This is a genomic window from Serratia ureilytica, from assembly GCF_017309605.1.
In the GTDB taxonomy this organism is placed as follows: domain Bacteria; phylum Pseudomonadota; class Gammaproteobacteria; order Enterobacterales; family Enterobacteriaceae; genus Serratia; species Serratia ureilytica.
The window spans coordinates 594,178-620,647 of sequence record NZ_CP071320.1; the positions used below are offsets into that span (position 1 = coordinate 594,178).

General features: G+C 59.9%; 24 protein-coding genes, 1 tRNA gene and 1 riboswitch. Of the genes, 12 read left to right on the forward strand and 13 right to left on the reverse strand.

Annotated features, from left to right (window positions below):
* Nucleotides 1-37: 37 nt before the first annotated feature.
* On the reverse strand, nt 38-673 hold the full coding sequence (yfcF, locus tag J0X03_RS02765; protein WP_033644542.1) for a glutathione transferase: 636 nt from the start codon (nt 671-673) through the stop codon (nt 38-40).
* A gap of 162 nt (nt 674-835) precedes the next feature.
* Between yfcF and J0X03_RS02770 the strand changes: the two genes are divergently transcribed.
* Entirely contained in the window at nt 836-1,552 is a 717-nt protein-coding gene (locus tag J0X03_RS02770) for an HPP family protein (protein WP_160204638.1), read from the forward strand.
* Here the strand turns inward: J0X03_RS02770 and aac(6') are convergent, their stop codons facing one another.
* Nucleotides 1,553-1,993, reverse strand: a complete 441-nt coding sequence (gene aac(6') / locus J0X03_RS02775; protein WP_160204637.1) for an aminoglycoside 6'-N-acetyltransferase — start codon at nt 1,991-1,993, stop codon at nt 1,553-1,555.
* A gap of 175 nt (nt 1,994-2,168) precedes the next feature.
* On the opposite strand from aac(6'), the gene J0X03_RS02780 reads away from it, so the two are divergent.
* Complete coding sequence (locus J0X03_RS02780) at nt 2,169-2,804, forward strand: hypothetical protein (protein ID WP_160204636.1); 636 nt, start codon at nt 2,169-2,171, stop codon at nt 2,802-2,804.
* Nucleotides 2,805-3,397: 593 nt separating this feature from the next.
* On the opposite strand, the gene J0X03_RS02785 is transcribed toward J0X03_RS02780, so the two are convergent.
* Nucleotides 3,398-3,473: transfer RNA gene (locus tag J0X03_RS02785), tRNA-Ile, on the reverse strand.
* A gap of 146 nt (nt 3,474-3,619) precedes the next feature.
* On the opposite strand from J0X03_RS02785, the gene mug reads away from it, so the two are divergent.
* Complete coding sequence (gene mug, locus J0X03_RS02790) at nt 3,620-4,108, forward strand: G/U mismatch-specific DNA glycosylase (protein ID WP_033644588.1); 489 nt, start codon at nt 3,620-3,622, stop codon at nt 4,106-4,108.
* Nucleotides 4,109-4,124: 16 nt separating this feature from the next.
* Nucleotides 4,125-4,577, forward strand: a complete 453-nt coding sequence (locus J0X03_RS02795; RefSeq protein ID WP_069100211.1) for a nuclear transport factor 2 family protein — start codon at nt 4,125-4,127, stop codon at nt 4,575-4,577.
* Between the two features lie 55 nt (nt 4,578-4,632).
* On the opposite strand, the gene rpoD is transcribed toward J0X03_RS02795, so the two are convergent.
* From rpoD to rpsU, 3 genes are all read right to left on the reverse strand, one after another.
* The gene (rpoD, locus tag J0X03_RS02800; protein ID WP_025304326.1) at nt 4,633-6,474 is read right to left on the reverse strand and encodes an RNA polymerase sigma factor RpoD; all 1,842 of its coding nucleotides are present in this window, start codon (nt 6,472-6,474) and stop codon (nt 4,633-4,635) included.
* A 157-nt stretch (nt 6,475-6,631) separates the two neighbouring features.
* Nucleotides 6,632-8,380, reverse strand: coding sequence for a DNA primase (gene dnaG / locus J0X03_RS02805; protein ID WP_025304325.1), 1,749 nt, complete (start codon nt 8,378-8,380; stop codon nt 6,632-6,634).
* Nucleotides 8,381-8,516: 136 nt separating this feature from the next.
* Nucleotides 8,517-8,732 (reverse strand): 30S ribosomal protein S21, encoded by a 216-nt coding sequence (gene rpsU / locus J0X03_RS02810; protein WP_001144069.1) that lies wholly within the window; start codon nt 8,730-8,732, stop codon nt 8,517-8,519.
* A gap of 325 nt (nt 8,733-9,057) precedes the next feature.
* Between rpsU and tsaD the strand changes: the two genes are divergently transcribed.
* Nucleotides 9,058-10,071 carry a tRNA (adenosine(37)-N6)-threonylcarbamoyltransferase complex transferase subunit TsaD gene (gene tsaD, locus J0X03_RS02815; RefSeq protein WP_004937199.1) on the forward strand — a complete coding sequence of 338 codons (1,014 nt, stop codon included), beginning with the start codon at nt 9,058-9,060 and terminating at the stop codon, nt 10,069-10,071.
* Between the two features lie 30 nt (nt 10,072-10,101).
* On the opposite strand, the gene plsY is transcribed toward tsaD, so the two are convergent.
* On the reverse strand, nt 10,102-10,746 hold the full coding sequence (gene plsY, locus J0X03_RS02820) for a glycerol-3-phosphate 1-O-acyltransferase PlsY (protein ID WP_033644590.1): 645 nt from the start codon (nt 10,744-10,746) through the stop codon (nt 10,102-10,104).
* Between the two features lie 107 nt (nt 10,747-10,853).
* On the opposite strand from plsY, the gene folB reads away from it, so the two are divergent.
* Both folB and bacA read left to right on the forward strand, forming a co-directional pair.
* A complete protein-coding gene (folB, locus tag J0X03_RS02825; RefSeq protein WP_015379095.1) occupies nt 10,854-11,213 on the forward strand; it encodes a bifunctional dihydroneopterin aldolase/7,8-dihydroneopterin epimerase in 360 nt (119 codons plus the stop codon).
* 132 nt (nt 11,214-11,345) lie between these two features.
* Nucleotides 11,346-12,170 (forward strand): undecaprenyl-diphosphate phosphatase, encoded by an 825-nt coding sequence (gene bacA, locus J0X03_RS02830; RefSeq protein WP_033644592.1) that lies wholly within the window; start codon nt 11,346-11,348, stop codon nt 12,168-12,170.
* A gap of 40 nt (nt 12,171-12,210) precedes the next feature.
* On the opposite strand, the gene J0X03_RS02835 is transcribed toward bacA, so the two are convergent.
* The gene (locus J0X03_RS02835) at nt 12,211-13,455 is read right to left on the reverse strand and encodes a multifunctional CCA addition/repair protein (protein ID WP_089195200.1); all 1,245 of its coding nucleotides are present in this window, start codon (nt 13,453-13,455) and stop codon (nt 12,211-12,213) included.
* 122 nt (nt 13,456-13,577) lie between these two features.
* A complete protein-coding gene (locus J0X03_RS02840; protein WP_033644594.1) occupies nt 13,578-14,198 on the reverse strand; it encodes a TIGR04211 family SH3 domain-containing protein in 621 nt (206 codons plus the stop codon).
* Nucleotides 14,199-14,475: 277 nt separating this feature from the next.
* Here J0X03_RS02840 and J0X03_RS02845 point away from each other — a divergent pair, with 277 nt between their 5' ends.
* The 3 genes from J0X03_RS02845 to hldE all read left to right on the forward strand — a co-directional run bounded on the left by J0X03_RS02845 (nt 14,476) and on the right by hldE (nt 20,174).
* Nucleotides 14,476-15,783, forward strand: coding sequence for a CYTH domain-containing protein (locus J0X03_RS02845; protein ID WP_047573618.1), 1,308 nt, complete (start codon nt 14,476-14,478; stop codon nt 15,781-15,783).
* A 45-nt stretch (nt 15,784-15,828) separates the two neighbouring features.
* Nucleotides 15,829-18,666: a bifunctional [glutamate--ammonia ligase]-adenylyl-L-tyrosine phosphorylase/[glutamate--ammonia-ligase] adenylyltransferase gene (gene glnE / locus J0X03_RS02850; protein ID WP_123061978.1), complete on the forward strand. Its 2,838-nt coding sequence runs from the start codon at nt 15,829-15,831 to the stop codon at nt 18,664-18,666.
* 77 nt (nt 18,667-18,743) lie between these two features.
* The gene (hldE, locus tag J0X03_RS02855; protein WP_033644597.1) at nt 18,744-20,174 is read left to right on the forward strand and encodes a bifunctional D-glycero-beta-D-manno-heptose-7-phosphate kinase/D-glycero-beta-D-manno-heptose 1-phosphate adenylyltransferase HldE; all 1,431 of its coding nucleotides are present in this window, start codon (nt 18,744-18,746) and stop codon (nt 20,172-20,174) included.
* A 51-nt stretch (nt 20,175-20,225) separates the two neighbouring features.
* On the opposite strand, the gene ubiK is transcribed toward hldE, so the two are convergent.
* Nucleotides 20,226-20,501 carry a ubiquinone biosynthesis accessory factor UbiK gene (gene ubiK, locus J0X03_RS02860; RefSeq protein WP_004937216.1) on the reverse strand — a complete coding sequence of 92 codons (276 nt, stop codon included), beginning with the start codon at nt 20,499-20,501 and terminating at the stop codon, nt 20,226-20,228.
* 147 nt (nt 20,502-20,648) lie between these two features.
* A riboswitch (FMN riboswitch) is annotated at nt 20,649-20,809 on the forward strand.
* Nucleotides 20,810-20,918: 109 nt separating this feature from the next.
* Between ubiK and ribB the strand changes: the two genes are divergently transcribed.
* The gene (gene ribB / locus J0X03_RS02865) at nt 20,919-21,572 is read left to right on the forward strand and encodes a 3,4-dihydroxy-2-butanone-4-phosphate synthase (RefSeq protein WP_033636071.1); all 654 of its coding nucleotides are present in this window, start codon (nt 20,919-20,921) and stop codon (nt 21,570-21,572) included.
* A gap of 52 nt (nt 21,573-21,624) precedes the next feature.
* Here ribB and J0X03_RS02870 read toward each other — a convergent pair whose 3' ends face one another.
* Nucleotides 21,625-23,157 carry an alkaline phosphatase gene (locus J0X03_RS02870; RefSeq protein WP_047573624.1) on the reverse strand — a complete coding sequence of 511 codons (1,533 nt, stop codon included), beginning with the start codon at nt 23,155-23,157 and terminating at the stop codon, nt 21,625-21,627.
* A gap of 325 nt (nt 23,158-23,482) precedes the next feature.
* Between J0X03_RS02870 and ygiD the strand changes: the two genes are divergently transcribed.
* Nucleotides 23,483-24,265 carry a 4,5-DOPA-extradiol-dioxygenase gene (gene ygiD / locus J0X03_RS02875; protein WP_033644599.1) on the forward strand — a complete coding sequence of 261 codons (783 nt, stop codon included), beginning with the start codon at nt 23,483-23,485 and terminating at the stop codon, nt 24,263-24,265.
* A gap of 47 nt (nt 24,266-24,312) precedes the next feature.
* Here ygiD and J0X03_RS02880 read toward each other — a convergent pair whose 3' ends face one another.
* Nucleotides 24,313-25,473 carry a glutathionylspermidine synthase family protein gene (locus tag J0X03_RS02880; protein ID WP_033644600.1) on the reverse strand — a complete coding sequence of 387 codons (1,161 nt, stop codon included), beginning with the start codon at nt 25,471-25,473 and terminating at the stop codon, nt 24,313-24,315.
* 3 nt (nt 25,474-25,476) lie between these two features.
* Nucleotides 25,477-26,145: a DUF1190 family protein gene (locus J0X03_RS02885; RefSeq protein WP_160204635.1), complete on the reverse strand. Its 669-nt coding sequence runs from the start codon at nt 26,143-26,145 to the stop codon at nt 25,477-25,479.
* Nucleotides 26,146-26,470 lie beyond the last annotated feature (325 nt).

The window sequence follows — 26,470 nt, forward strand, 5'->3', positions numbered from 1 at the left end:
ATTGAGAACGGCGGCGTCGTGGCCGCCGATTTTTTTCTCACGCGCGCCGCTTTTCCGACAACGCCAGCCAGGCCTGCACCGACGGGCGCTGCCACTGCTTGTGCGCATAGTGGCGCACGCGCTCCGGCACCGGATCGCCGTGCATCACCAGCCGGTTGAGCATCAGCGCCAGATCGGTGTCGGCGATGCACCACTCCCTGAACAGATTGTCCTGCCCGTGGCTCAGCAGCTTTTCCACGGCGGCGATCAGCTTGCGCGCGGCCTCCTGCGCGGCTTCGGACAGCGGCGGGAACTTGCCGTTGTTGAACACCACCTCGGTCGAGCGCTCGGCGCGGATCGGCAGCAGATCGCTGCGCAGCCAGGCCTGGATCTCGCGCGCCTTGGCGCGCAGCTTCACGTCGCGCGGGTATACGGCGTGGGCCGGGTGGATGTCTTCCAGGTATTCGGCGATCGCCGAAGACTCCGAGAGCTGGAACTCGCCGATCGCCAGCGTCGGCACCCGGCGGGTGAGCGACAGCGCCGCGTAGGCCGCCTCTTTGTTCTCTTCTTTCGCCAGGTCCACCGGCTTCACGGTGAACGGAATGCCTTTTTCCGTCAGCACGACAAAGGCGGACATGGCGTACGGGCTGAAAAATTCACTGTCGGTGTAAAGTTCGATGATCGGTTGAGACATCGGCGGTTCCTCGGGGTTAAGGGGGGAACATTCATCATTGTTGAGGGGAGGCTAAAAATCAATCTGTTAGCCTAAAAGTTCTTTTATGACGCGGCGGACGGCGGCGCTGGCGCGACGTGATATATTTGTTGCCAACACGTGAATTGAGCCGTATCGGGTAACATGAAGACGCAGTGGATAGAACGGGTAAGAGTGGGAGTTGCGCGCCTGTGGCCGCACCCGCTGGCGGTGGGCAAGCGAGAGATGCTGATTTCCAGCGTTGGCGCCGGTTTGGGGCTGATGCTCGCCGGCTGGATCAGCCACTTTATTTTGGGCGAGGTGAACCTGTGGTTTATCGCGCCGATGGGCGCTTCGGCGGTGCTGCTGTTCGGCGTGCCGAACAGCCCGCTGGCGCAGCCTTGGTCGATCGTCGGCGGCAATGCGCTGGCGGCGACGGTGGGCGTGAGCGCCGGTCTGCTGATCCCCGATCCGGGCCTGGCCTGCGGCGTTGCGGCGGCGGTGGCCATCGGCCTGATGTTCAAGCTGCGCTGCCTGCACCCACCCGGCGGCGCGGTGGCGCTGACCGCCATCCTCGGCGGCCCCGGCATTCATCAGATGGGCTACCACTTCGTGTTGTACCCGGTGCTGCTGAACTCGGTGCTGCTGGCGGCGCTGGCCATTCTGTTCAATAACCTGGCCGGGCGGCGCTACCCGCACGCGCTGGCGCCGGCGGAGGCCAAGCCGACCAATCTGCCGATCGATGCCGTTGCCATCACCCGCGCCGATCTGCACGAGGCGCTGATGGAGGGAGATCTGTTCGATATCAACGAGGACGATCTGCAGGAGATCCTGCTGCGCGCCGAGCAGCTGGCGCATCAGCGGCAAAGCAAGGCCGCCTGATCAGCCCAGCGTTTTGCGGTAAAACACCACCCGTTCCGTTTCGGCAAAGCCCAGCGCCGCATGCAGGCGTTGGGAGTCCAGATTGGCGATGTCGGTATCCGACGCCAGCTCGCTGCACCCCTGTTGCTTGGCCCACTCCTGCACCTGCGCGATCAGGCGTGCGGCCCAGCCATGGCGGCGGGCGCGCTCGACGGTATAAATCCCTTCCAAAAATGCCACCGGCGACGATTCGCAGCCGTTGACGTAATCGTAGCGCAGCGCGACCTCGGCAAAGCCAACGAAAGCGCCGTCCAGCCCCCGCGCCATAAACGCGGTGTGGTGCGGCGAAGCCAATATTTCGCGCATCTCCGCGCGGTGATCTTCAGGCGAGCTGGACGGCCACAGCGCCGAGCGCAGCGCCAGCCAGGCGTCGAGGTTGTCGTGGTCGCAGATGACGATCATGCCGGGTCCTTATGAGTCGGAATAAATCAGGAATGCCGAGAGGAAAGTGTGGCACGGCAGCGGGAAACAAAAAAGCCATTATGCCGAGGGGCGCCCTTCATTAGGATGAAAGGGGTGTTGATATTTTAAGCGAAGTTAGTATAGGGTACGGCCAGGGCGCTGATAAGGGATTGTTATGGATGCGAAAGCCGTAGCTCAAGGAATTCTTGAGGGAATAGAGTCTTTACCAAGGGGCATTGCCTATAGTGCTCGTAGGACATGGCAGGGAGCAGGGCTCGGCGGTCGAGAGCTTAAGCGCCGCAATGAAATCGAAACGGAACGGTTCATCAAGGTCGTTCGTGCCGGCTATGGTATCGAAGCCCCGCTACGTGAGCTGATAGCGGTGATTATCCGTGACTGCTATCAGCGGATGGATCTGCAAACACAAACCGTGCTAAGCCAAAAATTAAACCATGTAGAGGGTTATCTTACAGGACGTATGGGGACGCAGTTCATTCTGGTTCAGCAAATCACACACCATATTTTGAAAAAGGTTATCGGCAGCATACTTTTCAAATGGGTATTCAAAGGTGTCACCATTGCTGGGCTAAACATCATTCTTTTACAAGGAATTATTGAACAGGCCTCCGTTTCTTCGCGTCGTTTGCGGGAACAATATCCCTCAACGTACCATAAGCTCACGCCACGAAATTTGGACATGATCTACTTTCTGGCGGAGGAGTATCTTGAACCCTTTGTTGCCTATACCAGCAAATCGAAAATGTTCTGTGAAGGTGTGAATCATGAGCTATCTAAAGTCTTGGGGCAGTAAGCTCGGTAAAGGATTGTCGCACCTTGTGGAAGCGATTTTGGGCGGGATATTTTCTGTCGCTGCGTTTGGCTCACTGTTCTGGTTCGACGAATGGTGGCAACGAATTCTGAGCGCGGCAATATTCCTGTTGCTGGTGTTTGTCACTATTGCTTTGTGTAGCCTTGTGAGAGGCGAGCGATAGCGGATAGATCAATCAAAAGCCAGCGGTTGGATTTTAACTAATGGTTAAGTGATGATGACTTCCTATCGTTAAGTAATAAAATCAATGAACTGGCTAAAATCCTTTCTTGTGAAGTTCGTTAAATTTGTTGGCCGACAAACTGCTGACTTGGCTGAGTCCATAGTCATTGGCCTGTTCTCTATAGCGGCATTTGTTGCCTTGTTCTGGTTTGATGAGTGGTGGAAATCTATCGCTGCGGCTGTCGCGATCTTCTTTGCCGGCTTCCTGGTAAGTCTGTCTATAGGCTGGTTAAGAGGGGAAAGATAGCTGAGAGTGTTGGCATACTGCCGCCATTTTGCCGCCACTGTGAGCAAGAAATAAAAAAGCCACTTCAAGAAAAGTGGCTTTTTTATATGATTTTAAAGCTAAAATTTGGTGGCCCCTGTTGGGTTTGAACCAACGACCAAGCGATTATGAGTCGCCTGCTCTAACCACTGAGCTAAGGGGCCAAGCCGCGAGATTATAGGGAATCCTTAAGCGGCGGTCTACTGTTACCCGCCCGTATGTTGCTTTTCTGCACAGTTCTAGCCTGTTGTAATTGCTGGCGGATTTTGCGATAACCGCAGTAAATCCCTGCAATGGACTCACGATACTCATGGAACTTCTGGCGCCTGGCCTGCGGGTGGTGTTTTGCGGCATCAACCCCGGCCTTTCTTCCGCCCATCAGGGCTACCCTTTCGCCAACGGCAGCAACCGCTTCTGGAAGGTGATCCATCAGGCCGGCTTTACCGAGAGCCAGTTGGCGCCGGAGCAGTGGCAGCAGCTGAAGGATAACGGCTGCGGCATTACCGCGCTGGTGGCGCGCCCGACGGTGGCGGCCAGCGAGCTGTCGCGTGACGAGTTGCGCAGCGGCGGTGAGGCGCTGCAAGAGAAGATCCTGCGCTACCAGCCGCGCGCGCTGGCGATTTTAGGCAAGCAGGCGTTCACCACCGCCTTCGGGGTGAAAAACGCGCCCTGGGGCAAGCAGGCGATGATGCTGGGGCAAACCGAGGTGTGGGTATTGCCCAACCCCAGCGGATTGAACCGCGCCACGCTGGAGCAGCTTACCGCCAGCTATCGCGAGCTGTTCCTGGCGCTGCAATGACATAAGGGAGTATGCGATGACATCGATAATGAAAGGCTGTGTGATGGCGCTGTTATTGGTGACCGGCGCTGCACAGGCGGGGCATTCGCCACAGGAAGCGCGCAACAAGCAGAACGTGCTGGAGTTTTATCGGCAGGGGCTGAACAACAAGGATTTTGCGGCGGCGCGGCCGTTTTTGGGGGAACAGTACAAGCAGCATAACCCCAACGCCAAAGACGGCGTGGCGGGTTTTCGTCAATTTGTCGAGCTGCTGAAAACGCGTTACCCCAACTCGCACAGTGAGGTAAAACAGGCGTTCGTCGACGGTGACTATGTGATTTTGCATGTGGAAGTCAGCGGGCGCGAGGCCGGCAAGACAGCGGCGATCGTCGATATCTTCCGTCTCGACGGCGCCGGAAAAATCGTTGAGCACTGGGACGTGACGCAGCCGGTGCCGGAGAAGACCGCCAGCGGCAACAGCATGTTCTGAGGCATAAAAAAACCCCGGCAGGCCGGGGTTTTTGTTTTGAGTGCAACCGCCGGACTTAGTCGTCCAGGAAGCTGCGCAGCACTTCGGAGCGGCTTGGGTGACGCAGCTTGCGCAGCGCCTTGGCTTCGATCTGACGAATACGCTCACGGGTAACGTCAAACTGCTTGCCAACCTCTTCCAGCGTGTGGTCGGTGTTCATGTCGATGCCGAAACGCATGCGCAGCACTTTCGCTTCGCGCGCGGTCAGGCCGGCCAGCACGTCGTGGGTGGCGGAACGCAGGCTTTCCGAGGTCGCGGAATCCAGCGGCAGCTCGAGGGTGGTATCCTCGATGAAGTCGCCCAGATGCGAATCTTCGTCGTCGCCGATCGGCGTTTCCATCGAGATTGGCTCTTTGGCGATCTTCAGCACTTTGCGGATCTTGTCTTCCGGCATCAGCATGCGCTCGGCCAGCTCTTCCGGCGTCGGCTCGCGGCCCATCTCTTGCAGCATCTGGCGCGAAATACGGTTGAGCTTGTTGATGGTCTCAATCATATGCACCGGGATACGGATGGTGCGCGCCTGGTCGGCGATGGAGCGGGTGATAGCCTGACGGATCCACCAGGTGGCGTACGTCGAGAACTTGTAGCCGCGGCGGTATTCGAACTTGTCTACCGCTTTCATCAGGCCGATGTTGCCTTCCTGGATCAGATCCAGGAACTGCAGGCCGCGGTTGGTGTATTTCTTGGCGATGGAAATAACCAGACGCAGGTTGGCCTCAACCATCTCTTTCTTCGCGCGGCGAGCTTTCGCTTCACCGATCGACATGCGACGGTTGATGTCTTTGACCTGCTCGATGGTCAGGCCGGTTTCTTCTTCGATCTGACGCAGTTTCTGCAGGCTGCGCTGCACGTCTTCAGCCACGTCTTTCAGCTTTTCCGACCATGGCTTGGCCATCGCCAGTGCGGCTTCGAACCAGGAGTCGCTGGTTTCGTTGCCGGCGAACAGGGTGACGAAGTTTTTCTTCGGCATTTTGCACTGTTCAACGCACAGCTTCATGATGATGCGTTCCTGGGTGCGAACGCGATCCATCATGGTGCGCATGCTGTTGACCAGGAAGTCGAACTGTTTCGGCACCAGGCGGAACTGCTTGAACACTTCAGACAGCTTCAGGATCTCGTCCGCGGCGCTGGCGTGGCTGCGGCCGTTCTTTTTGATCACCAGACGCGTCGCTTCATACTGATCGCGCAGTTCGGCGAACTTCTGACGCGCCAGCTCAGGATCGATGCTGTTGTCGTCTTCGGTGTCGTCGTCTTCGGCATCCTCATCTTCTTCGTCGTCGTCTTGCTCTTCGCTCGACAGTTCGGAACCGATGTGGGTCGCGGTTGGGGCGATGTCCTCTTCCGCGTTAGGATCGACGAAGCCGGTGATCAGATCGGACAGGCGCGCTTCGCCCGCTTCGACGCGATCGTACTGCTCAAGCAGATAGGTAATGGCTTCCGGGTATTCGGCAACCGAGCACTGCACCTGGTTGATGCCGTCTTCGATGCGCTTGGCGATGTCGATTTCGCCTTCGCGCGTCAGCAGTTCGACGGTACCCATTTCGCGCATGTACATGCGCACCGGGTCGGTGGTGCGGCCGATTTCGGATTCCACGCTGGACAGAACCTGTGCGGCGGCTTCTTCCGCATCTTCGTCCGTGCTGTTCGAGTTTTCGGCGAGCAGCAGGTCATCGGCGTCCGGTGCTTCTTCCATCACCTGGATGCCCATGTCGTTAATCATCTGGATGATGTCTTCGATCTGATCGGAGTCGACGATATCTTCCGGCAGATGGTCATTGACCTCAGCATAGGTCAGATAGCCTTGCTCCTTACCACGGGTGACAAGTAGCTTCAGCTGTGACTGCGGGTTTTGCTCCATAAGACGGTATCCACACTTCAGAGTATTTAGGTTGGTGTCGGTCGGCGAAACCGCCAACAATAGCATTTGGGGCGTTTTCGTTATCGCCGCGGCCCACTATGGCGGCACTGTGCAGGGCTCTGCCCTCGCAATTATCGGCACTTAAGCCGTTTGGTATTCAGTTTTTCTTCGCTAAAACCTGGTTGAGGGAACGGACTTCTTCACGTTCCTCCGGGCTCAGGCCGCGCGTTCTGGCCTGCGCGATCAGCGTTTCCAGCCGTTGCTCGAGCACCGAGTCGTACAGGCTGGCCAACGTATCCAAAAAGGTCTGTTCGACCATGTCCTCAACGATCATATGGTTCCAGGTCGCCAAGGTTTCAAGCTGCTGGCTGAATTTGTTGTCGCGATACAGCTCCAGCAATTGCCCGGTTGTCAGGCCCGGCTGCGCCAAACAGGTCTGCACCAGTTCGACGAACAGCGGCAATCCCGCCTGTTTGGTCTGCTCCAACCCTTCCAGCGAAGGGATAAGTGTAGCCAACTGCGGATTTTGCACCAGTAACCCTATCAGTATACGCATGGTTGTGCGTTTTAGCTGGGGCGCCTGATAAGGATTCGCATTTTCAGCCTGCTTGGGCATCAGCTTGTCGAGCTGGCTGTCGTCCAGCAGCCCCAGCTTGTTGCCGAGCTCCTGACGCAGGTACAAGCGCAACGTTTCGCCCGGCACCTGAGTAATCAGCGGCAGCGCCAGCGTGCTCAGCTTGGCGCGCCCGTCCGGGCTGCTCAAATCCACCTGCGGCAGCAGGCTTTCGAACAGGAAAGTGGACAGCGGCTGCGCCTGCTCCATTCGCTGCTCGAAGGCTTCTTTGCCTTCCTTGCGCACCAGGGTGTCCGGGTCTTCGCCATCGGGCAAAAACATGAACCGCAGCTGGCGCCCGTCGTTCAGGTACGGCAGCGCGGTTTCCAGCGCCCGCCAGGCCGCTTCGCGGCCGGCGCGGTCGCCGTCGTAACAGCAGACGACGTTGTCGGTGGCGCGGAACAGCAGCTGAATGTGTTCAGCCGTCGTCGAGGTTCCGAGCGAGGCGACGGCATAATCGATGCCGAATTGCGCCAACGCCACCACGTCCATATACCCTTCCACCACCAGCAGCCGCTGCAGGGTAGGGTGATTCTGCTGTGCTTCATACAGGCCGTACAGCTGGCGGCCCTTATGGAAAACTTCGGTTTCCGGCGAGTTCAGGTACTTGGGCATGCCGTCGCCCAGCACGCGGCCGCCGAAGGCGATGACGCGCCCGCGCTTGTCGCGGATGGGGAACATCACCCGTTCGCGGAAACGGTCGTACGAACGCCCCTGATCGTTAGTCACCAGCATGCCGGCATCGTTCAATGCGCGGCGCGAGTCGGCGTCGCGGCCGAAACGCTTCAGGGCGTTGTCCCATCCCGCCGGCGCGAAGCCGATGGCGAAATGGCGAATAACGTCGTCACTTAATCCGCGCTGCTGCAAATAGCTGCGCGCCGGCGCCCCGGAGGACTGCTGCAGTGACTGTTGATAGAACGCGCTGAGCTGTTCCATCAGTTGGTATAGGCTCTGGCGCTGATGGCGTTCGATCTGGGTCGGCCCGGTGCCCGCTTCGTAAGGCACTTCCAACCCGTGCATGGTCGCCAGCTCTTCGATGGTTTCGACAAACTCGAGTCGGTCGTAATTCATCAAAAAGTCGACGGCGTTGCCGTGCGCACCACATCCAAAACAGTGATAAAACTGCTTTTCGCCATTAACGGTAAATGAAGGCGTCTTTTCGTGGTGGAACGGACAGCACGCGTGGTAGTTCTTGCCTTGCTTCTTGAGCTTCACGCGGGCGTCGATCAAATCGACGATGTCGGTGCGAGCCAGCAAGTCATTGATAAATACGCGCGGAATTCGTCCAGCCATAAGCCCTTACTTCATTAGCCTATAAACGAGAACAAGCCGCGCATTCCTTTCGGAAAGCACGGCCTTCGTATGCAACTACTCGGTCTGCGCGATTTTGAAAATCAGAAATTCACGCGGTGGGGTTGCCCCCGAAGAATTAATACAGACGAGTGCGGCGTGCGTTTTCGCGAGCCAGTTTCTTCGCGTGACGTTTCACAGCAGAAGCTTTAGCGCGTTTACGTTCGGTAGTTGGTTTTTCATAAAACTCACGACGACGAACTTCAGCTAAAACACCTGCTTTTTCGCAAGAGCGTTTGAAACGACGCAGAGCAACGTCAAATGGCTCGTTTTCACGTACTTTAATTACCGGCATGTGCCTCTCACCTCAATAAAATTCGGTTTGTTGCTGGCCAAGCGCCAGCCTTTTCAAAATGGTGCGGAATTTTACTCCAATGGATGCTGCTTTGTAAAGCATCACCGCAAATTGAAACCCGCGTCGCTCTGCCGCAACGTGCGCAATTTTGCACCGGGCGCTGATTATAGACTAATCAGAAAAAAATGCTCGTGTTTAATCGCTCGGGCATTTTCTGGATGAATCATCGACATAGGCGCAAGCCGGTGACAAGATGCGCCGCATCGGCGGTAAATGCGGCGGAATGTGGTAGACTGGCGGCCGCACGTGAATGATGGGAAATGTAATGCGAGTACTGGGTATAGAAACGTCCTGCGATGAAACCGGAATTGCAGTGTATGACGATCAAACCGGTTTGTTGGCCAACCAATTATACAGCCAGGTGAAGCTGCACGCCGACTACGGCGGCGTGGTGCCGGAACTGGCCTCCCGCGATCACGTGCGCAAAACCGTGCCGCTGATTCAGGCGGCGCTGAAAGAGGCCAACCTGACCCCGGCCGATATCGACGGCGTGGCTTATACCGCCGGGCCGGGCCTGGTAGGCGCGCTGCTGGTCGGCGCTACCGTCGGGCGCGCGCTGGCGTTCGCCTGGAACGTGCCGGCGGTGCCGGTGCACCACATGGAAGGCCACCTGCTGGCGCCGATGCTGGAAGATAACCCGCCGGCGTTCCCGTTCGTCGCGCTGCTGGTCTCCGGCGGCCACACTCAGCTGATCAGCGTCACCGGCATCGGTGAATATGAACTGCTGGGCGAGTCGATCGACGATGCCGCCGGCGAAGCGTTCGACAAAACCGCCAAGCTGCTCGGCCTGGATTATCCCGGCGGGCCGATGCTGTCGAAGATGGCGCAGCAGGGTACGGCGGGGCGTTTCACCTTCCCGCGGCCGATGACCGATCGTCCGGGGCTGGACTTTAGCTTCTCCGGCCTGAAAACCTTCGCCGCCAACACCATCCGCTCCAACGGCAACGACGATCAGACGCGTGCCGACATCGCCCGCGCCTTCGAGGATGCGGTGGTGGATACGCTGGCGATCAAATGCAAACGCGCGCTGGAGCAAACCGGCTTCAAACGCCTGGTGATGGCCGGCGGCGTGAGCGCTAACCGTACGCTGCGCGCCAAACTGGCGGAGATGATGCAGAAACGCGGCGGGGAAGTGTTCTATGCCCGCCCGGAATTTTGCACCGACAACGGCGCGATGATCGCCTATGCCGGCATGGTGCGGCTGAAGAGCGGCGCCAACCCGGAGCTGAGCGTGTCGGTGCGGCCGCGCTGGCCGCTGGCGGAACTGCCTGCGGTATAAAACAAAGGGCCGGATTATCCGGCCCTTACGTTATTCGTCTTTCGGCTGGTCGCCGTTATCCTCATCCGCGTCGTTTTTCTTCTTGCGGAACTTGCCCCAAATCTTGCCTTCCTGGCCGCGCCACAGGCGCTGAATATTGTCGTGATGCCGCATCAGGATCAGGCAGGAGAGCATCGCCACCGGGAAGGTGAACTGCGGTTTGAACCACCAGACGTAGAACGGGGCGATCAGCGCGCTGACGATGGCGCCGAGCGAAGAGTAGCCGCTGAGCAACACCGTCAGCAGCCAGGTGCCGGTCATCAGGCCGGTCAGATCCCAGCCGATAGGCGCGATGGCGCCAAACGCCGTCGCCACGCCTTTACCGCCGCGGAAGTGGAAGAACACCGGATAGATGTGCCCAAGACAGGCGGCGATCGCCGTCAGGCCCAGATACAGCGGCGGCACATTGAGTTTGTAGGCCAGCCAGACCGGCAACATCCCTTTCAGAATATCGAACACCAGCACCGCCGCCGCCGCCAGCCGGCCGCCGATGCGCAGGACGTTGGTCGCCCCGGGGTTTCCTGAGCCATGTTCACGCGGGTCCGGCAGCCTGGCGATCCGGCAAACCAGGATCGCGCTCGAAATCGAGCCGCACAGATACGCGAAGATAATCATGCCAAGCGCGGTAGCACTCATAACGCGGTTCCGTTTAATAATGGTCGTTTTACTCGCAACATCTATGGATAATACGCACATTCCGCTGGAAGTGGTATCCGGCAAGGCCAAAAACAGAGAATGACGTGATGGATATCGTATTTATTGAAGAGCTTACCGTAATTACCACCATTGGCGTTTATGAGTGGGAACAGGGCATTCGTCAGAAGCTGGTGTTCGATATCGAAATGGGCTGGGATAACCGGCCGGCCGCCGCCAGCGACGACGTAAATGACTGTCTGAGCTATGCCGACGTCAGCGATGCCGTGATCCAACACGTGGAGTCGAACCGGTTCGCGCTGGTGGAGCGCGTGGCGGAGGAAATATCTGAAATTTTGCTCCAGCGCTTCAATTCCCCCTGGGTCCGTATTAAGGTCAGCAAACCGGGCGCTGTAGCACATGCCAATCGGGTCGGCGTGATCATTGAGCGCGGCACCCGTCCCGCATGATTTTATGTCATCTGCTTGCAACGAAAGACCGTTAACCTGGTCTTAATCCTGAGAATTGTTTTAGCGGCATTGTCTTTAAGCATTGCCGCTTTTTTATGTGATAGCCGTTATTTTATGGGGTGAGCGAAGCACATGGCAGACATGCATTCACTGTTTATTGCGTTTGTTCTTGGGGTTGTCGAGGGATTAACCGAATTTTTGCCGGTGTCTTCCACCGGGCATATGATCATCGTCGGCGAGTGGCTGGGCTTTACCGGCGACAAAGCCAAAACCTTTGAAGTCATTATCCAGCTGGGGTCGATCCTGGCCGTCGTCGTGATGTTCTGGCGCCGGTTGTTCGGTCTGATCGGCATCCATTTCGGCGGCAAGCCGGTGGAGCACGAAGGCAAAACCAGCGGCCAGCTGAAGCTGGGGCACATCCTGCTGGCGATGATCCCGGCGGTGGTGCTGGGGCTGGCCTTCCATGATTTCATCAAGTCGCTGTTTGCGCCGAAAAACGTGATGTACGCGTTGGTGGTCGGCGGCCTGCTGCTGCTGGCGGCGGAATGGCTGAAGCCGAAGAAGCCTAGCGCGGAAGGGTTGGATGACATCACTTACCGTCAGGCGTTCATGATCGGTTGCTTCCAGTGTCTGGCGCTGTGGCCGGGCTTCTCCCGTTCGGGTTCCACTATCGCCGGCGGCATGCTGGTGGGCGTGAACCGCTATGCGGCGTCCGAGTTCTCCTTCATTCTGGCTGTGCCGATGATGATTGGCGCCAGCGGCCTGGATCTGTATAAGAGCCTGCACTTCCTGACCTGGGGCGACCTGCCGATGTTCGCCGTCGGTTTCGTCACCGCCTTCGTGGTGGCGCTGGTTGCGATCAAGACCTTCCTGTCGCTGATCAAACGCATCTCGTTCGTGCCGTTCGCTATCTACCGCTTTATCGTGGCGGCCGTGGTTTACATGGTGTTCCTGTAAGCCTTCACGCCAAGAAAAAACCCCGCTCCGCGGGGTTTTTTTATGCCTGATCGTTGATGATGGTTTGGGTGAGCTTCCACTCGGCCAGCGCCTGCTGGCGGCGGCGTTTGAGCTCGTCGCGGATCGCGGTGCCCTGCAGCCCGCTGGCCACCACCTCTTTAATCGATACCGCGTTCGCCACCTGATACGCCTGGCGCAGATAGTCGCCCTGTGGATAGGGATTCTCCTCAAAGCCGGTACGGCCGCGCGCGTCCGCCTCGCTGGTCAGGATCATCTGCTCCAGCCGGTGCGGCTTGCGCCAGACGTCGATGGCGTCGAACAGCTTCAATAGGGTCTCCGGCCGCAGCTTGTTCACGGTGTGGATCAGATCATGGTACTCGGCCACCAGCTTGCTCAGATCGCGCACCGGGTTGGGCACCCGCAGCCGCTGGCACAGCGCCTCAACCAGCCGCACACCGGCCGGGCCGTGGCCGTGGTGATGCGGCCAGAACTCTTTTGGCGTCAATCCCTTGCCGAGGTCATGGCACAGGGTGGCGAAGCGCACGTCCACCTCCGGCGTGAGGCGGGCGGCGATCGCTAACGCCATCAGCGTGTGCACGCCGGTGTCGATCTCCGGGTGCCACTTGGCGGGAGCCGGCACGCCGAACAGCGCGTCGATTTCCGGGAACAGCACCGCCAGCGCATCGCAGTCGCGCAGCACCTGAAAATAGACCTGCGGGCTCTGGCTTTGCAGCGCCTTTTCCGTTTCTTTCCAGACGCGTTCGGCGGTCAGCGCGGCCAGTTCACCGCTGTGCGCCATCCGGCGCATCAGGCCGAGCGTTTCGTCGGCGATGCGAAAACCCAGGTGGGCGAAGCGGGCGGTGAAGCGCGCCACGCGCAGTACGCGCAGCGGATCTTCGCCGAAGGCGTCGGAAACGTGGCGCAGCACGCGCGCCTGCAGATCGGCCACGCCGCCGTAAGGATCAATCAGCTCCCCCTCGGCGGAACGGGCGATGGCGTTGATGGTCAGATCGCGCCGCAGCAGATCCTCCTCCAGCGTGACGTCCGGCGCGGCATAGCAGGTAAAACCGGTGTATCCCTGGCCGGATTTGCGCTCGGTGCGCGCCAGCGCGTACTCCTCGTGGGTGTCGGGATTGAGGAATACCGGAAAGTCTTTGCCGACCTGCTGGTAGCCCAATGCCAGCAGCTCGGCCGGCGTGGCGCCCACCACCACCCAATCATGATCGACCACCGGAATGTCGAGCAGGCTGTCGCGAACGGCGCCGCCGACCAGATAAATCTGCACTGTTGACTCCTGAATATCGTGTAAGGCTCTGTCTATCAGATTACATGAATTGGCCGCGGGATGTCGGCGCCAATGAAAAGGGCGCCCGCAGGCGCCCATACTCAAACTGAACGATACTGAGATCAGTTCATCCAGCGATTGTTGTTCTTGCGGCGCGGGATCAGGTGCGGCAACAGCAGGCCCAGCAGCAAGCCGACGCCGGCGACGCCGCCGCCGTACATGAACCACTGCAGAATAATGGTGCGCTGTTTGTCGTCGAGCTGCAGGTTAACGGCGTTAACCTTCTTCTGCGCGACCACCAGCTGGTTTTTCAGATCCTGGTTTTCCTTCTGCAGGCTGCTGATGGTGCTGTCGCTGCCCGCGACTTTTTCCTGCATTTCCGCCGTGCGCTGGTTCCAGGTGTTATCGATGTTGGCCAGCTTGTCGGTCAGGGTTTTCACCTGCTGTTCCAGCTCGGGCACGCGGGTGCGCAGGCTCGGCGTCTGGCTGAGCTGATCGAGTGGGATCCAGGTGGTGCGGCCTTTCGGATCGCGGATCTGGCCGTAGTTGGTGCTGTCGTTGACGCTCAGCAGGGTGACTTCTTCACCGGCGTTCAGAGTGCCGACAATACGGTACTGATTACCTGGGCCGCTATGGACGTAAGTGCTTAACTCATCGGAGATATAGCGTTTATCTTCGGCATGTGCGCCCCAAGTGATGCTGAAGCTCAGCGCGGCAAGGCAAATCAGGCGTAATTTCTGCATTAGTTCATCGTTTCTTGGTGAATTTATGGAACGATAGTAGAGCGTTCAGTCTGACGACGCAACGCCAAAACCGGAATGAGAACTATCTTACTGTGGCTGATTCTGTGAGTTGCGCGGCGTTTTATAACGTAACAGGTTTTTTCTACAGTTAGCAGGGTTAAGGCGCCGGGAATCGCGGTAAGATAACGGCAACTGTGCGTCATTGGGCAGTATGCGGCGGCCGAACGCGCCGCGCTGAAACAGACGTGAATGCATAACTTATTGGTGTTAAAGAATTATGACCGTTGAAATTGAACTGAAATTCATCGCCGCGCCGCAAGCGGTGGCCGCTCTGCCGCAATGGCTTGCCGCCTGGCCGCATCAGCATTCCGCGCCGCAAAAACTGACCAACATTTACTTCGAAACGGCCGATAACTTCCTGCGCAATCACGACATGGGGCTGCGCATTCGCGGTTTCGACGATCGTTATGAGATGACCATCAAAACCGCCGGTAAAGTGGTGGCCGGCCTGCACCAACGTCCGGAATACAACGTCGCTATCGCCGAGCCGCAGCTGGCGCTGGCGCAGTTTCCTGCCGACATCTGGCCACAGGATTGTGATATCGCGGCGCTGCAGCAGGCGTTGCAGCCGCTGTTCCGTACCGACTTTGCGCGTGAAAAGTGGGTGGTCACTTACGGCCAAAGCGAGATCGAGATTGGTTTGGATCAGGGAGAGGTGCGCGCCGGTGACCTCAGCGAAGCCCTCAGCGAGATCGAACTGGAGCTGCTGAAAGGCAACACCGCCGATCTGCTGGCATTGGCCGGCGAGCTGGCGGCCCATGGCGGGCTGCGTCAGGGCAGCCTGAGCAAGGCGGCGCGCGGCTACCACCTGGCGCAGGGCAATCCGCCGCGCGAGGTGCGCCCGCTGCGGGTGCTGAAGCCGGCGGCGAAGGCGACCGTGGAGCAGGGGATGATCGCCGCCTTCGAGCTGGCGCTCAACCATTGGCAGTACCATGAGGAGCTGTGGCTGCGCGGCGATGCGCAGGCGCGCGGGGCGGTCCTCGAAGCGGTCGGCACCATCCGCCAGGCGCTGGTGATCTTCGGCGGCCTGGTGCCGCGCAAGGCCAGCGCCGATCTGCGCGCCCGCCTGACCGAGCTCGAACCGCTGTTGGCGGACAAAGCCGCGCAACCGGAAAGCCTGTGCTACAGCGCGGCCTATCTGCAATGTAAGTTGGCGCTCACATCATGGCTGGTGCGCGGCGCCTGGCGGCCGTTTATCGACGCCAAAGGGCAGGCCAAACTGGACGGTTCTTTCAAACGCTTCAGCGACATCATGCTGGGGCGCAGCGGCGCGGAGCTGAAAGAAGCCTTCAGCCGTACGCTGAACGAAGATGAATATCAGGAACAATTGCCGCGCCTGACGCGTCAGATTTCGGCGCTGGTCCTGCTGTCGGGTGCTTACCCCGACGAGCAGACCGGGCCTTATATCGACGCCTGGCGCGAGCTGCAGGCGGCGCTGAGCGAGCGCCGCCAGGGCTGGTATGAAGCCAGCCGCAAACAGGCCTTATCGCATGCGCCATTCTGGTTAAACGGCGCGCTTCGTTAATCCAGCCGGCCCGCCAGCCGTGGGCCGCAGAACGGGTCATACACTATGTCGCCACTTTCAGCCGCGTTACAGGCTCAGGCACAGCAGGTTGTGCAGCGTTTTCAGGAAGTTCACGGCGCGGACTGCGCCTTTAGCGAGCAAGAGCAGTGGGTGCTGGCGTCGAGCGACTTCGTCAGCGACGCGCTGCTCGCCCAGCCGGCCTGGCTGGCGACGCTGCGCGAACAGCCGCCGGCGCCTGGCGAGTGGCAACACTACGCCGCCTGGTTGCAGGACGAGCTGGAAGAGGTGCGCGACGAAGCGCAACTGATGCGCACGCTGCGTCTGTTTCGCCGCGAAACGCTGGTGCGCATCGCCTGGGCGCAGGCGCAGGGGCTGTGTTCGACCGAAGAAACGTTGCTGCAGCTGAGCGGGCTGGCGGAGACGCTGATCGTCAGCGCGCGCGACTGGCTGTACCAAACCTGTTGCCGCGAGTGGGGCACGCCGTGCAATGCCGACGGCGAACCGCAGCCGCTGCTGGTCCTCGGCATGGGCAAGCTGGGCGGCGGCGAACTGAACTTCTCGTCGGACATCGATCTGATCTTCGCTTACCCGGAAAATGGTCAAACCCAGGGCGGGCGGCGCGAGCTGGATAACGCCCAGTTCTTCACCCGTCTCGGCCAGCGGCTGATCAAGGCGCTGGATCAACAGACCATCGATGGCTTCGTCTATCGCGTGGACATGCGGCTGCGGCCGTTCGGCGACAGCGGCCCGTTGGTGATGAGCTTTGCGGCGCTGGAGGATTACTACCAGGAACAGGGGCGCGACTGGGAGCGCTATGCGATGGTGAAGGCGCGCCTGATGGGCGGGGCGGAAGACGCCTACAGCCAGGAGCTGCGTAAAACGCTGCGGCCGTTCGTGTTCCGTCGTTACATTGATTTCAGCGTCATTCAGTCTCTGCGCAACATGAAGGGCATGATCGCCCGTGAAGTGCGGCGGCGCGGCCTGAAGGACAACATCAAGCTGGGCGCCGGCGGCATTCGCGAAATCGAATTCATCACCCAGGTATTCCAGCTGATCCGCGGCGGCCGTGAACCGGCGCTGCAGGGGCGTTCGCTGCTGCCGACGCTGCAGGCGGTGGGCGAGCTGGGGCTGCTGGAAAGCAAGCAGGTGCGGGCGCTGAGCGCCGCCTACCTGTTCCTGCGGCGGCTGGAGAACCTGCTGCAGGCGATCGGCGATCAGCAAACCCAGACGCTGCCGCAGGAGGCGCTCGATCAGGCGCGGTTGGCCTACGGCATGGGATTGGCGGATTGGCCGGCGCTGATGGCGGCGCTGGACGTGCACATGCAGGCGGTGCGCGCGGTGTTCGACGACCTGATCGGTGACGATAGCCCGGATGTCGGCGAAGATCCCGATTACCAGCACTATCACAGTCTGTGGCAGGACGCGCTGGAGGAGAACGAGCTGGCGCCGCTGACGCCGCACCTGGACGAAGAGGCGCGTCGACAGATGCTGCGCACCATCGCCGATTTTCGTCACGACGTCGACAAGCGCACCATCGGCCCGCGCGGCCGCGACGTGCTCGATCAGCTGATGCCGCGCCTGCTGGCGGAGGTATGCCCGCGCCAGGACGCACCGACCGCGCTGGTGCGGCTGGCGCAGCTGCTGCTGAGCATCGTCACCCGCACTACCTATCTCGAGTTGCTGGTGGAGTACCATGCGGCGCTCAGCCATCTGATCCGCCTGTGCGCCGCGTCGCCGATGGTCGCCAACCAGCTGTCGCGTTACCCGCTGCTGCTGGACGAGCTGCTGGATCCGGCCACGCTGTATCAGCCGGTGGCGCTGGACGCCTACCGCAGCGAGCTGCGGCAGTATCTGCTGCGGGTGCCGGAAGACGACGAAGAGCAAAAGCTGGAGGCGCTGCGTCAGTTCAAACAGGCTCAGCAGCTGCGCATCGCCGCTGCGGATATCGCCGGCGCGCTGCCGGTGATGAAAGTGAGCGATCACCTGACTTATCTGGCTGAGGCGATCATCGACGCGGTGGTGCAACAGGCCTGGAGCGACATGGTGGCGCGCTATGGCCAGCCCACCCATTTGCAGGAGCGGGAGGGGCGCGGCTTTGCGGTGATCGGCTATGGCAAACTGGGCGGCTGGGAGCTGGGGTACAGTTCCGATCTCGATCTGGTGTTCCTGTTGGATTGCCCGCCGGAGGTGATGACCGACGGCGATCGCTGCATCGACGGCCGCCAGTTCTACCTGCGGCTGGCGCAGCGGGTGATGCATCTGTTCAGCACCCGCACGTCCTCGGGCATTCTGTATGAGGTGGACGCGCGCCTGCGGCCTTCCGGCGCCGCGGGGATGCTGGTCAGCACCGTCGAGGCGTTCGCCGACTACCAGCAAAACGAAGCCTGGACCTGGGAGCATCAGGCTCTGGTGCGCGCGCGCATCGTGCACGGCGATCCGGCGCTGCATCAGCAGTTCGACGCGATCCGGCGCGAGATCCTGTGCAAAACGCGCGATGCGCAGACCCTGAAGCGCGAAGTGCGCGAGATGCGCGAAAAGATGCGCAACCATCTCGGCAACAAGCAGCGCGATCTGTTTGATATCAAGGCCGATGAGGGCGGCATTACCGACATCGAATTTATCGCCCAATATCTGGTCTTACGCTATGCGCCGGGTGAACCGCGCCTGACGCGTTGGTCGGACAACGTGCGCATCTTCGAGCTGATGGCCAATTACGACATTATGCCGGAAGAGGAGGCGCGCGCGCTGACCCAGGCCTATGTCACCATGCGCGACGAGATCCACCACCTGGCGCTGCAGGAACATTCCGGCAAGGTCGGCAGCGGGCTGTTTGCCGCCGAGCGCGAGCAGGTGCGCGCCAGCTGGGTCAAATGGCTGGATTAATACCTTTTTGCGGGTATTCCGGCGGTCTGTGGTAATATCTGCGCCACTAAAATTTTGTTCTTTTTTGGAGTTATCGGATGAAAGTTACGCTGCCTGATTTTCGCCGCGCCGGTGTGCTGGTGGTCGGTGACGTCATGTTGGATCGCTATTGGTATGGGCCGACCAGCCGCATTTCACCGGAAGCCCCGGTGCCGGTGGTCAAGGTCGATACCATCGAAGAGCGTCCCGGCGGCGCGGCTAACGTGGCGATGAACATCGCTTCGCTGGGCGCCACTTCCCGTCTGGTGGGCCTGACCGGCATCGACGATGCGGCGCGGGCGCTGAGCGCCAAGCTGAATGAAGTCAACGTGCGCTGCGACTTCGTCTCGGTGCCGACCCATCCGACCATTACCAAGCTGCGCGTGCTGTCGCGCAACCAGCAACTGATCCGTCTCGACTTCGAAGAAGGCTTCTCCAACGTTGATCCGCAGCCGATGCTGGAGCGCATTCAGCAGGCGCTGCCGCAGATCGGCGCGCTGGTGCTGTCCGATTACGCCAAGGGCGCGCTCAGCCAGGTGCAGGGCATGATCCAACTGGCGCGCGCCGCCAAGGTGCCGGTGCTGATCGATCCGAAAGGATCCGATTTCGAGCGCTATCGCGGCGCGACGCTGCTGACGCCGAACCTGTCCGAGTTCGAAGCGGTGGTGGGCCACTGTAAGGATGAAGCGGAACTGGTGGAACGCGGCATGAAGCTGGTAGCGGATTTCGAGCTGTCGGCGCTGCTGGTTACCCGTTCCGAACACGGCATGACGCTGCTACAGCCGGGCGTTGAGCCGCTGCACTTGCCGACCCAGGCGCAGGAAGTGTTCGATGTGACCGGCGCCGGCGACACCGTGATCGGCGTGCTGGCCGCCTCGCTGGCCGCCGGCAACTCGCTGGAAGAGTCCTGTTTCCTGGCCAATGCCGCCGCCGGCGTGGTGGTGGGCAAGCTCGGTACCTCCACCGTGTCGCCGATCGAACTGGAGAACGCGGTGCGCGGCCGCGCCGAGACCGGTTTTGGCGTGATGACCGAAGCGCAGTTGAAACAGGCCGTCGCGCAGGCGCGTCAGCGCGGCGAAAAAGTGGTGATGACCAACGGCATCTTCGACATTCTGCATGCCGGCCACGTCTCTTATCTGGCCAATGCTCGCAAGCTGGGCGATCGCCTGATCGTGGCGGTGAACAGCGATGCGTCGACCAAACGCCTGAAAGGGGAAAAACGCCCGGTCAACGCGCTGGAGAACCGCATGATTGTGCTGGGCGCGCTGGAAGCGGTGGATTGGGTGGTGCCGTTCGAGGAGGACACGCCGCAGCGCTTGATCGCCGACATCTTGCCGGATCTGCTGGTGAAAGGCGGCGATTACAAGCCGGAAGAGATTGCCGGCAGTGCGGAAGTGTGGGCCAACGGCGGCGATGTCAAAGTGCTGAACTTTGAAGACGGCCTGTCGACCACCAACATCATCAAAGCGATCAAAGACGGGCGCGGCTAACGCCGGGCGACGTAAAGAACAAGGGCGCGCGGTGCGCGCCCTTGGCGGGAATTATTCGTCTTCCTGTTTGGCGGCCGGCGCCGCGCTCAGCTTGCTTTCCAGCTCGGCCATGCGCTGTTCCAACAGCGCCAGCTTTTCGCGGGTGCGCAACAGCACCTGAGTCTGCACGTCGAACTCTTCGCGGTTAACCAAATCCAGGCGGGTCAACTGCGACTGCAGCACCTGACGGATTTTTTTCTCAACGTCTTCCCCGAATTCACGAACGCCTTTAGGCATGGACTCATGAACCTGGCGTGCGATTTGTTCGATTTTTTTCGGGTCAATCATGGCGTATCCCTTTCAGAGTTTAATAGCTGCCGCTTAGTGTAATGCGAGTTGCCCGCCGGATAAACACCATTAAGCGCATTCGCCGCGCGTGGCCGAATTGTGCTTTTGCCAATTGCCCTGTCTATCCATTAGCGTTATAGTCATCTTGCTTATTCTCAGGGCGGGGTGAAAGTCCCCACCGGCGGTAAATCACCTTCTACGGTGAAAGCCCGCGAGCGCTCAGCCAGCCTGTAAAGGCCGGTTAGAGGTCAGCAGATCCGGTGTAATTCCGGGGCCGACGGTTATAGTCCGGATGGGAGAGAGTAACGGTATCTGCCGGGCATGCGCCCGCTTGCGTTATTTTTTTAGCTATTGCTAGCTACTCCTCAAGATCGCCCTGGTTCTGGTAATCCATAATTTTTAATGAGGTTTTTTACCATGAATCAGACGCTACTTTCAGACTTCGGCACGCCGACAGAACGCGTTGAACGCGCGATCGACGCACTGCGCAACGGGCGCGGCGTGATGGTGCTCGATGATGAAAACCGTGAAAACGAAGGTGACATGATCTTCGCCGCGGAGACCATGACCGTTGAGCAGATGGCGCTGACCATTCGCCACGGCAGCGGCATTGTGTGCCTGTGCATCACCGAAGAACGCCGTCAGCAGCTTGAGCTGCCGATGATGGTGACCAACAACTCCAGCCAGTTCCAGACCGCCTTCACCGTGACCATCGAAGCGGCGCAGGGCGTAACCACCGGGGTTTCCGCTTCCGATCGCCTGACCACCATCCGTGCGGCGGTGGCAGACAGCGCCAAGCCGAGCGACCTGAACCGTCCGGGCCACGTGTTCCCGCTGCGCGCGCAGCCGGGCGGCGTGCTGAGCCGTCGCGGCCACACCGAAGCGACCATCGATCTGGTCTCCATGGCCGGTTTCAAACCTGCCGGCGTGCTGTGTGAACTGACCAACGACGATGGCAGCATGGCGCATGCGCCGGAAGTGATCGCCTTCGCCAAACAGCACGACATGGTGGTGCTGACCATCGAAGATCTGGTGGCCTACCGCCAGGCGCACGAGAAAAAAGCCAGCTGATAGCCGGCCGCTTTCAACGATAAAAAAGCCGCGTAATGCGGCTTTTTTGTATCTACCGTTCTGACAGGCGTTCGCTGATGCGGCTGGCGTAATTCATCACGTGGAAGGTGTAGTTCTCCTCAACCGTACCCTGGAACAGATGTGCCCAGGGGCCGATGGCGTAGATGCCGAGATCTTCCCCGCCGTGCGTCTCGCTTTTCAGCGGCACCAGCGCCGGCTGAATAAAGTCGGGCGCGGTGGTTTGCTCCATGGTCAATGCCGGGCGCTCGGTCAGCGGGATCGCGCCGCCGGGGCCGTTGGCGAAACCGAGGGTGGTGTAGGGCTTGCCGTCGCTGCCCAGCCGAGGTTTACCGTCGACGCCGACGGAAATGCCGAGGATAGGATTGCCGCGCTTGGCATAGCCGGCGATGGTCAGCGTGTGGCTGTGATCGCCGGTCACGATCACCAGCGTTTCGTCCAGGTTGACCTTGCCGACAATGGTTTTCACCGCCTCGTTCAGGGCGACCGCGTCGCTTAGCGTGCGGTAGGCGTTGCCGTTATGGCTGCCGTGATCGACGCGCCCGCCTTCCACCAGCAACAGATAGCCTTCGGGATTCCTGGCCAAAATATCGATGGCCTTGCCGGTCATTTCCGCCAGCGAAGGCTCTCCCGCCGCGTCTTGCCGCCGGTCATGCTCGAAGTTCATGTGCGACGGCTCGAACAGGGCCAGCAAATGGTCGACGTTGCCCGGTTCGATTTTGTCGAACTGGGCCTGATTCCAGACGTATTGTCCGCGCTCGCCGTAGCGTTGCAGCCAGGCCTGCGTCAGGTCACGGCCGTCCCTTCTGGCGCCTTTCTTGCCGGGATATTCAGGATCGCTCACGCTGTCGGGCAGGAAGTTGGCGCGCCCGCCGCCCATCGCCACGTTCAGGCCGTTGCCGTATTTCATTTCCACCAGCTGGCGCGCGATGTCGCGGCAGCCTGCGGTCAGGGCATCCGCCGGCATTTTGGCGTCAGACTCCCAGTCGCGGTTGGCGATATGGGCATAGGTGGCGCCCGGCGTGGCGTGGGTAATGGTCGCGGTCGTCACGGCGCCGGTGGACATGCCGAGCGTTGCGGCCATCTCCCACAGCGTGGTGACGGCCTTGGTTTGCTGATCCTCGCAGTTGTTGAGGGCGGCCGTATGGTTGAGACCCATCAGATCGTTGATGGTTTTGACGCCGGTGGTCATCGCCACCGCGCTGGGCGCGGAGTCGGTGATTTGGGCGTCGGCGGAATAGGTTTTGGCTGCCGCCAGATAGGGGAAGGCTTCCCAGGCCAGCACGTTGGATTCGCCGTCCACGCCGCGCTGCTGTCCTTCAAAAATACGGGCGGCGGTCACGGTGGAAAACCCCATGCCGTCACCGACCACCAGAATGACGTTTTTAGCGCGGTTGGTGTTTGGGGTCTGTTTCAGTCGCTGTTGCAGCTGAGCTTGCGCCTGAAGGAAGTAAGGGTCTTCGCGCTGCGTCAGCGGCGCGTTGTCCGTCGCTTTGGCGGCTGCCGCCCCGGTGGCTAACAAGGACATGGAAAGCGCCAGGCGGGTTGCCAGTGTGAGTCTGAACATGAATTCCTCCTTGGTGAGACGTGATTCCCGTAGCGCCGACGGGCTGCCAACACCCTGTCGACGGCAGGAGGAGTGTATCGATTGTGTTAACAAAAAATACATAAATTGTTCACAATTTAGATCTGTGTGGCAGTAATGCCATGGTATTCATGATTTTTATTAATCATTTGAAAATCATTCATTTTTTAACTTTTTGTTTGCCGGTGCATTTTTGCGATTTTTAATTCAAATTTATTGAATATCTTCATCACGGTTATCCGGCTGTGTTGCTGCGGCAAAGCGCGTAATGTAACGCCATAGCACAATTTGAACTAAGGATCGCTCTATGAACACCTCTCGTATGCCGGCACTGTTTCTTGGCCACGGTAGCCCGATGAACGTGCTGGAAGACAACCGCTACACCCAGGCATGGCGTGCGTTGGGTGAGTCATTGCCGCGTCCGAAGGCGATCGTGGCGGTTTCTGCGCATTGGTATACCCGCGGCACTGCGGTCACCGCGATGGAAAAACCCAAAACCATTCACGACTTCGGCGGGTTCCCGCAGGCGCTGTTTGATACCCGCTACCCTGCGCCGGGTTCCCCCGCGCTGGCTGCGCAGCTGCAGCACATTCTGGCGCCGGTGCCGGTAACGGCGGATCTCGGCGAGTGGGGGTTGGATCACGGCACCTGGGGCGTATTGATCAAGATGTATCCCAATGCCGATATCCCGGTGGTGCAGCTCAGCGTCGACGGCACTCAGCCGGCGGCTTACCACTATGAGCTGGGCCGCAAACTCGCGGCGCTGCGGGATGAGGGCGTGATGATCGTCGCCAGCGGCAACGTGGTACACAACCTGCGCATGGTGAAATGGCAGGGCGATACCAGCGCCTATCCGTGGGCGGAGTCTTTCAATAACTTTGTCCGGGATAACCTGCGTTATCGGGGCGATAACCACCCGCTGGTGGATTTCATGCGCCATGAGGGCGCGGCGCTGTCGAACCCGACGCCGGAACACTATCTGCCATTGCTGTATGTGCTCGGCGGCTGGGATGGAAAAGAGGCCATCAGCGTGCCGATCGACGGTATCGAAATGGGAGCGCTGAGCATGCTGTCGGTGCAGGTGGGCTAAAGAAAAACGCCAGTCAGAGACTGGCGTTTTTGCCTTCAGCGGGGCGATCAGCCGAGGATTGTGTGCGGATAGAAGCGCGACAGATCCTGCGTGATCAGTTCGCGATCTTCGCGCAGGCCGATGCCGCAGGGTTGATCGTTCACCAGCCAGCTGCCGATCAGCGTGTAGCTGTCTTCGAACTTCGGCAGCGGATGGAACTGCTGCACGATCATGCCTTCTTCACCGTACGGCCCATCGACGCGCGCCACTTCCTGACCGTTTTCGACGATCTGGATATTGGCGCCTTCGCGTGAGAACAGCGGTTTGGTGACGTAATGATCCATCGGCGGATGATCGTCTTGCGCGAAATAAGCCGGCAGCAGGTTAGGGTGATTCGGGAACATTTCCCACAGCAGCGGCAGCAGCGCCTTGTTGGAGATGATGCTTTTCCAGGCCGGCTCCAGCCAGCGCACGCCGGCGTCTTCCAGCTTGGTGGAGAACATCTCGCGCAGCATGAATTCCCACGGATAGAGCTTGAACAGGTTGCCGATCACCTGATCCTGCAGATCGGTGAACTGGCCTTTCTCGCCGAGGCCGATCTCTTCCATGAACAGGAACTCGGTCGGCAGACCGGCTTCCTGCGCGCAGTCCTGCAGGTATTGCACCGTGCCGCGATCTTCTTCGCTGTCCTGGCAGCAGGCCAGGTGCAACAGGCCGAAGCCGTGATGCGCTTTCAGCTCGGCGAAACGCTCGATCAGTTTCTCCTGCAGGCTGTTGTACTGATCCGATTCCGGATCCAGCTTGCCGGCGTTGATCTGGTCTTCCAGCCACAGCCATTGGAAGAAGGCCGCTTCATACAGTGAGGTGGGCGTATCGGCGTTGTTCTCCAGCAGCTTCGGCGGATTGACGCCGTCGTAGGCCAGATCGAGACGCGAATACAGCGACGGCTGGTTGGTGCGCCAGGAGCTGCGCACGAATTCCCAGGTGTGTTTCGGGATGCAGAACTTGGCCATCAGCTCGTCGCTGGCGACCACTTTCTCCACCACCTGCAGGCACATCTGATGCAGCTCGGCGGTGGCATTTTCGATCTCTTCAATCTGCGCCAGCGTGAACTGGTAATAGGCGTCTTCACACCAGTACGGCTCGCCGTACATGGTGTGGAAACGGAAGCCGAACTCGGTCGCTTTTTCGCGCCAGTCCGGGCGCTCGGTAATGGCAATACGTTTCATGCATCAACTGCCCATGCTGCGAGAGCCGGAGTTGGAGGTGGCGCTGCTGCGCTGCATGCTGGTCTGCTTGGCCACGGTCTCGCCGAAACCGCCGCGGGTCACGGTGTTGGTGACCGCAGGCTTCGGCGCCATGGCGGTTTTCGGCACCGTCATGGTGCGACCGCCGGCGGTGGCCGGGCCGTAGCTCTTGCCGCTGGCGTCGACAAACTTGCCGTTCGCCGGGCTGGCGGCGTTCTTGGAGGTGAACAGCGGCTGCTGCGCGAAACCGGAACCGCCCATCAGGCGGCCCATCATGTAGCCCGCCATCAGCGGCATCCAGAAGCTGCCGCTGCTTTGCGATTCCGCCGCCATGCCGGCCTGCGCCGGAGCCGGCGCCTGGGTGCACTGCGCTTCGCCGAACTCGGCGACGCAGTCTTCGCGGGTGGCGTATTTCGGCGCGGTTTTCGCCGCTTCTTTCAGGGCGTTGTTGTAGGCGGTGGTGCACTGCTCGCTCATCGAAGGGTTGGCGCGCGAACAGTCATCGGCATTCTGATACAGGGAGACCGTTTCATCGCTCTTCTCGCAGCCGGCCAGCATAAAGACGGCGCTGATCGCCAAGGCCACGGGCGCGACACGGTAGCTGCGCCAGGATTTGCGGAACGTCTCTTGGTTGATGTTTTTTGTCCGTTTCATCGTTATCAATCCCATCATGCGGGCTGTTTTCGCCCTTTCCCAGTAGTGGCGCTAAGGATAGGGGAAACATGGTCAAAATTAAAGCTGAAACGCCCGCAGAATCCACTCTTTACGCAGTTATACGTTGGGGTGTGCGCCAGTTCGCTTTCGCGGCGAAAAAACGCGCATTGGCGTTTCATCATGAAACGTTATCGCTATGATGATGTTCCATAATGGAACAAAAATCGCGTGGCTCGCCAGGCGGGCGGCAGGCGCTCATAGTCGAAGCACAACAACAAGCCGGCGGCGAAGTCGGCGCGTCATCACCTGATATCTGAACGTTACC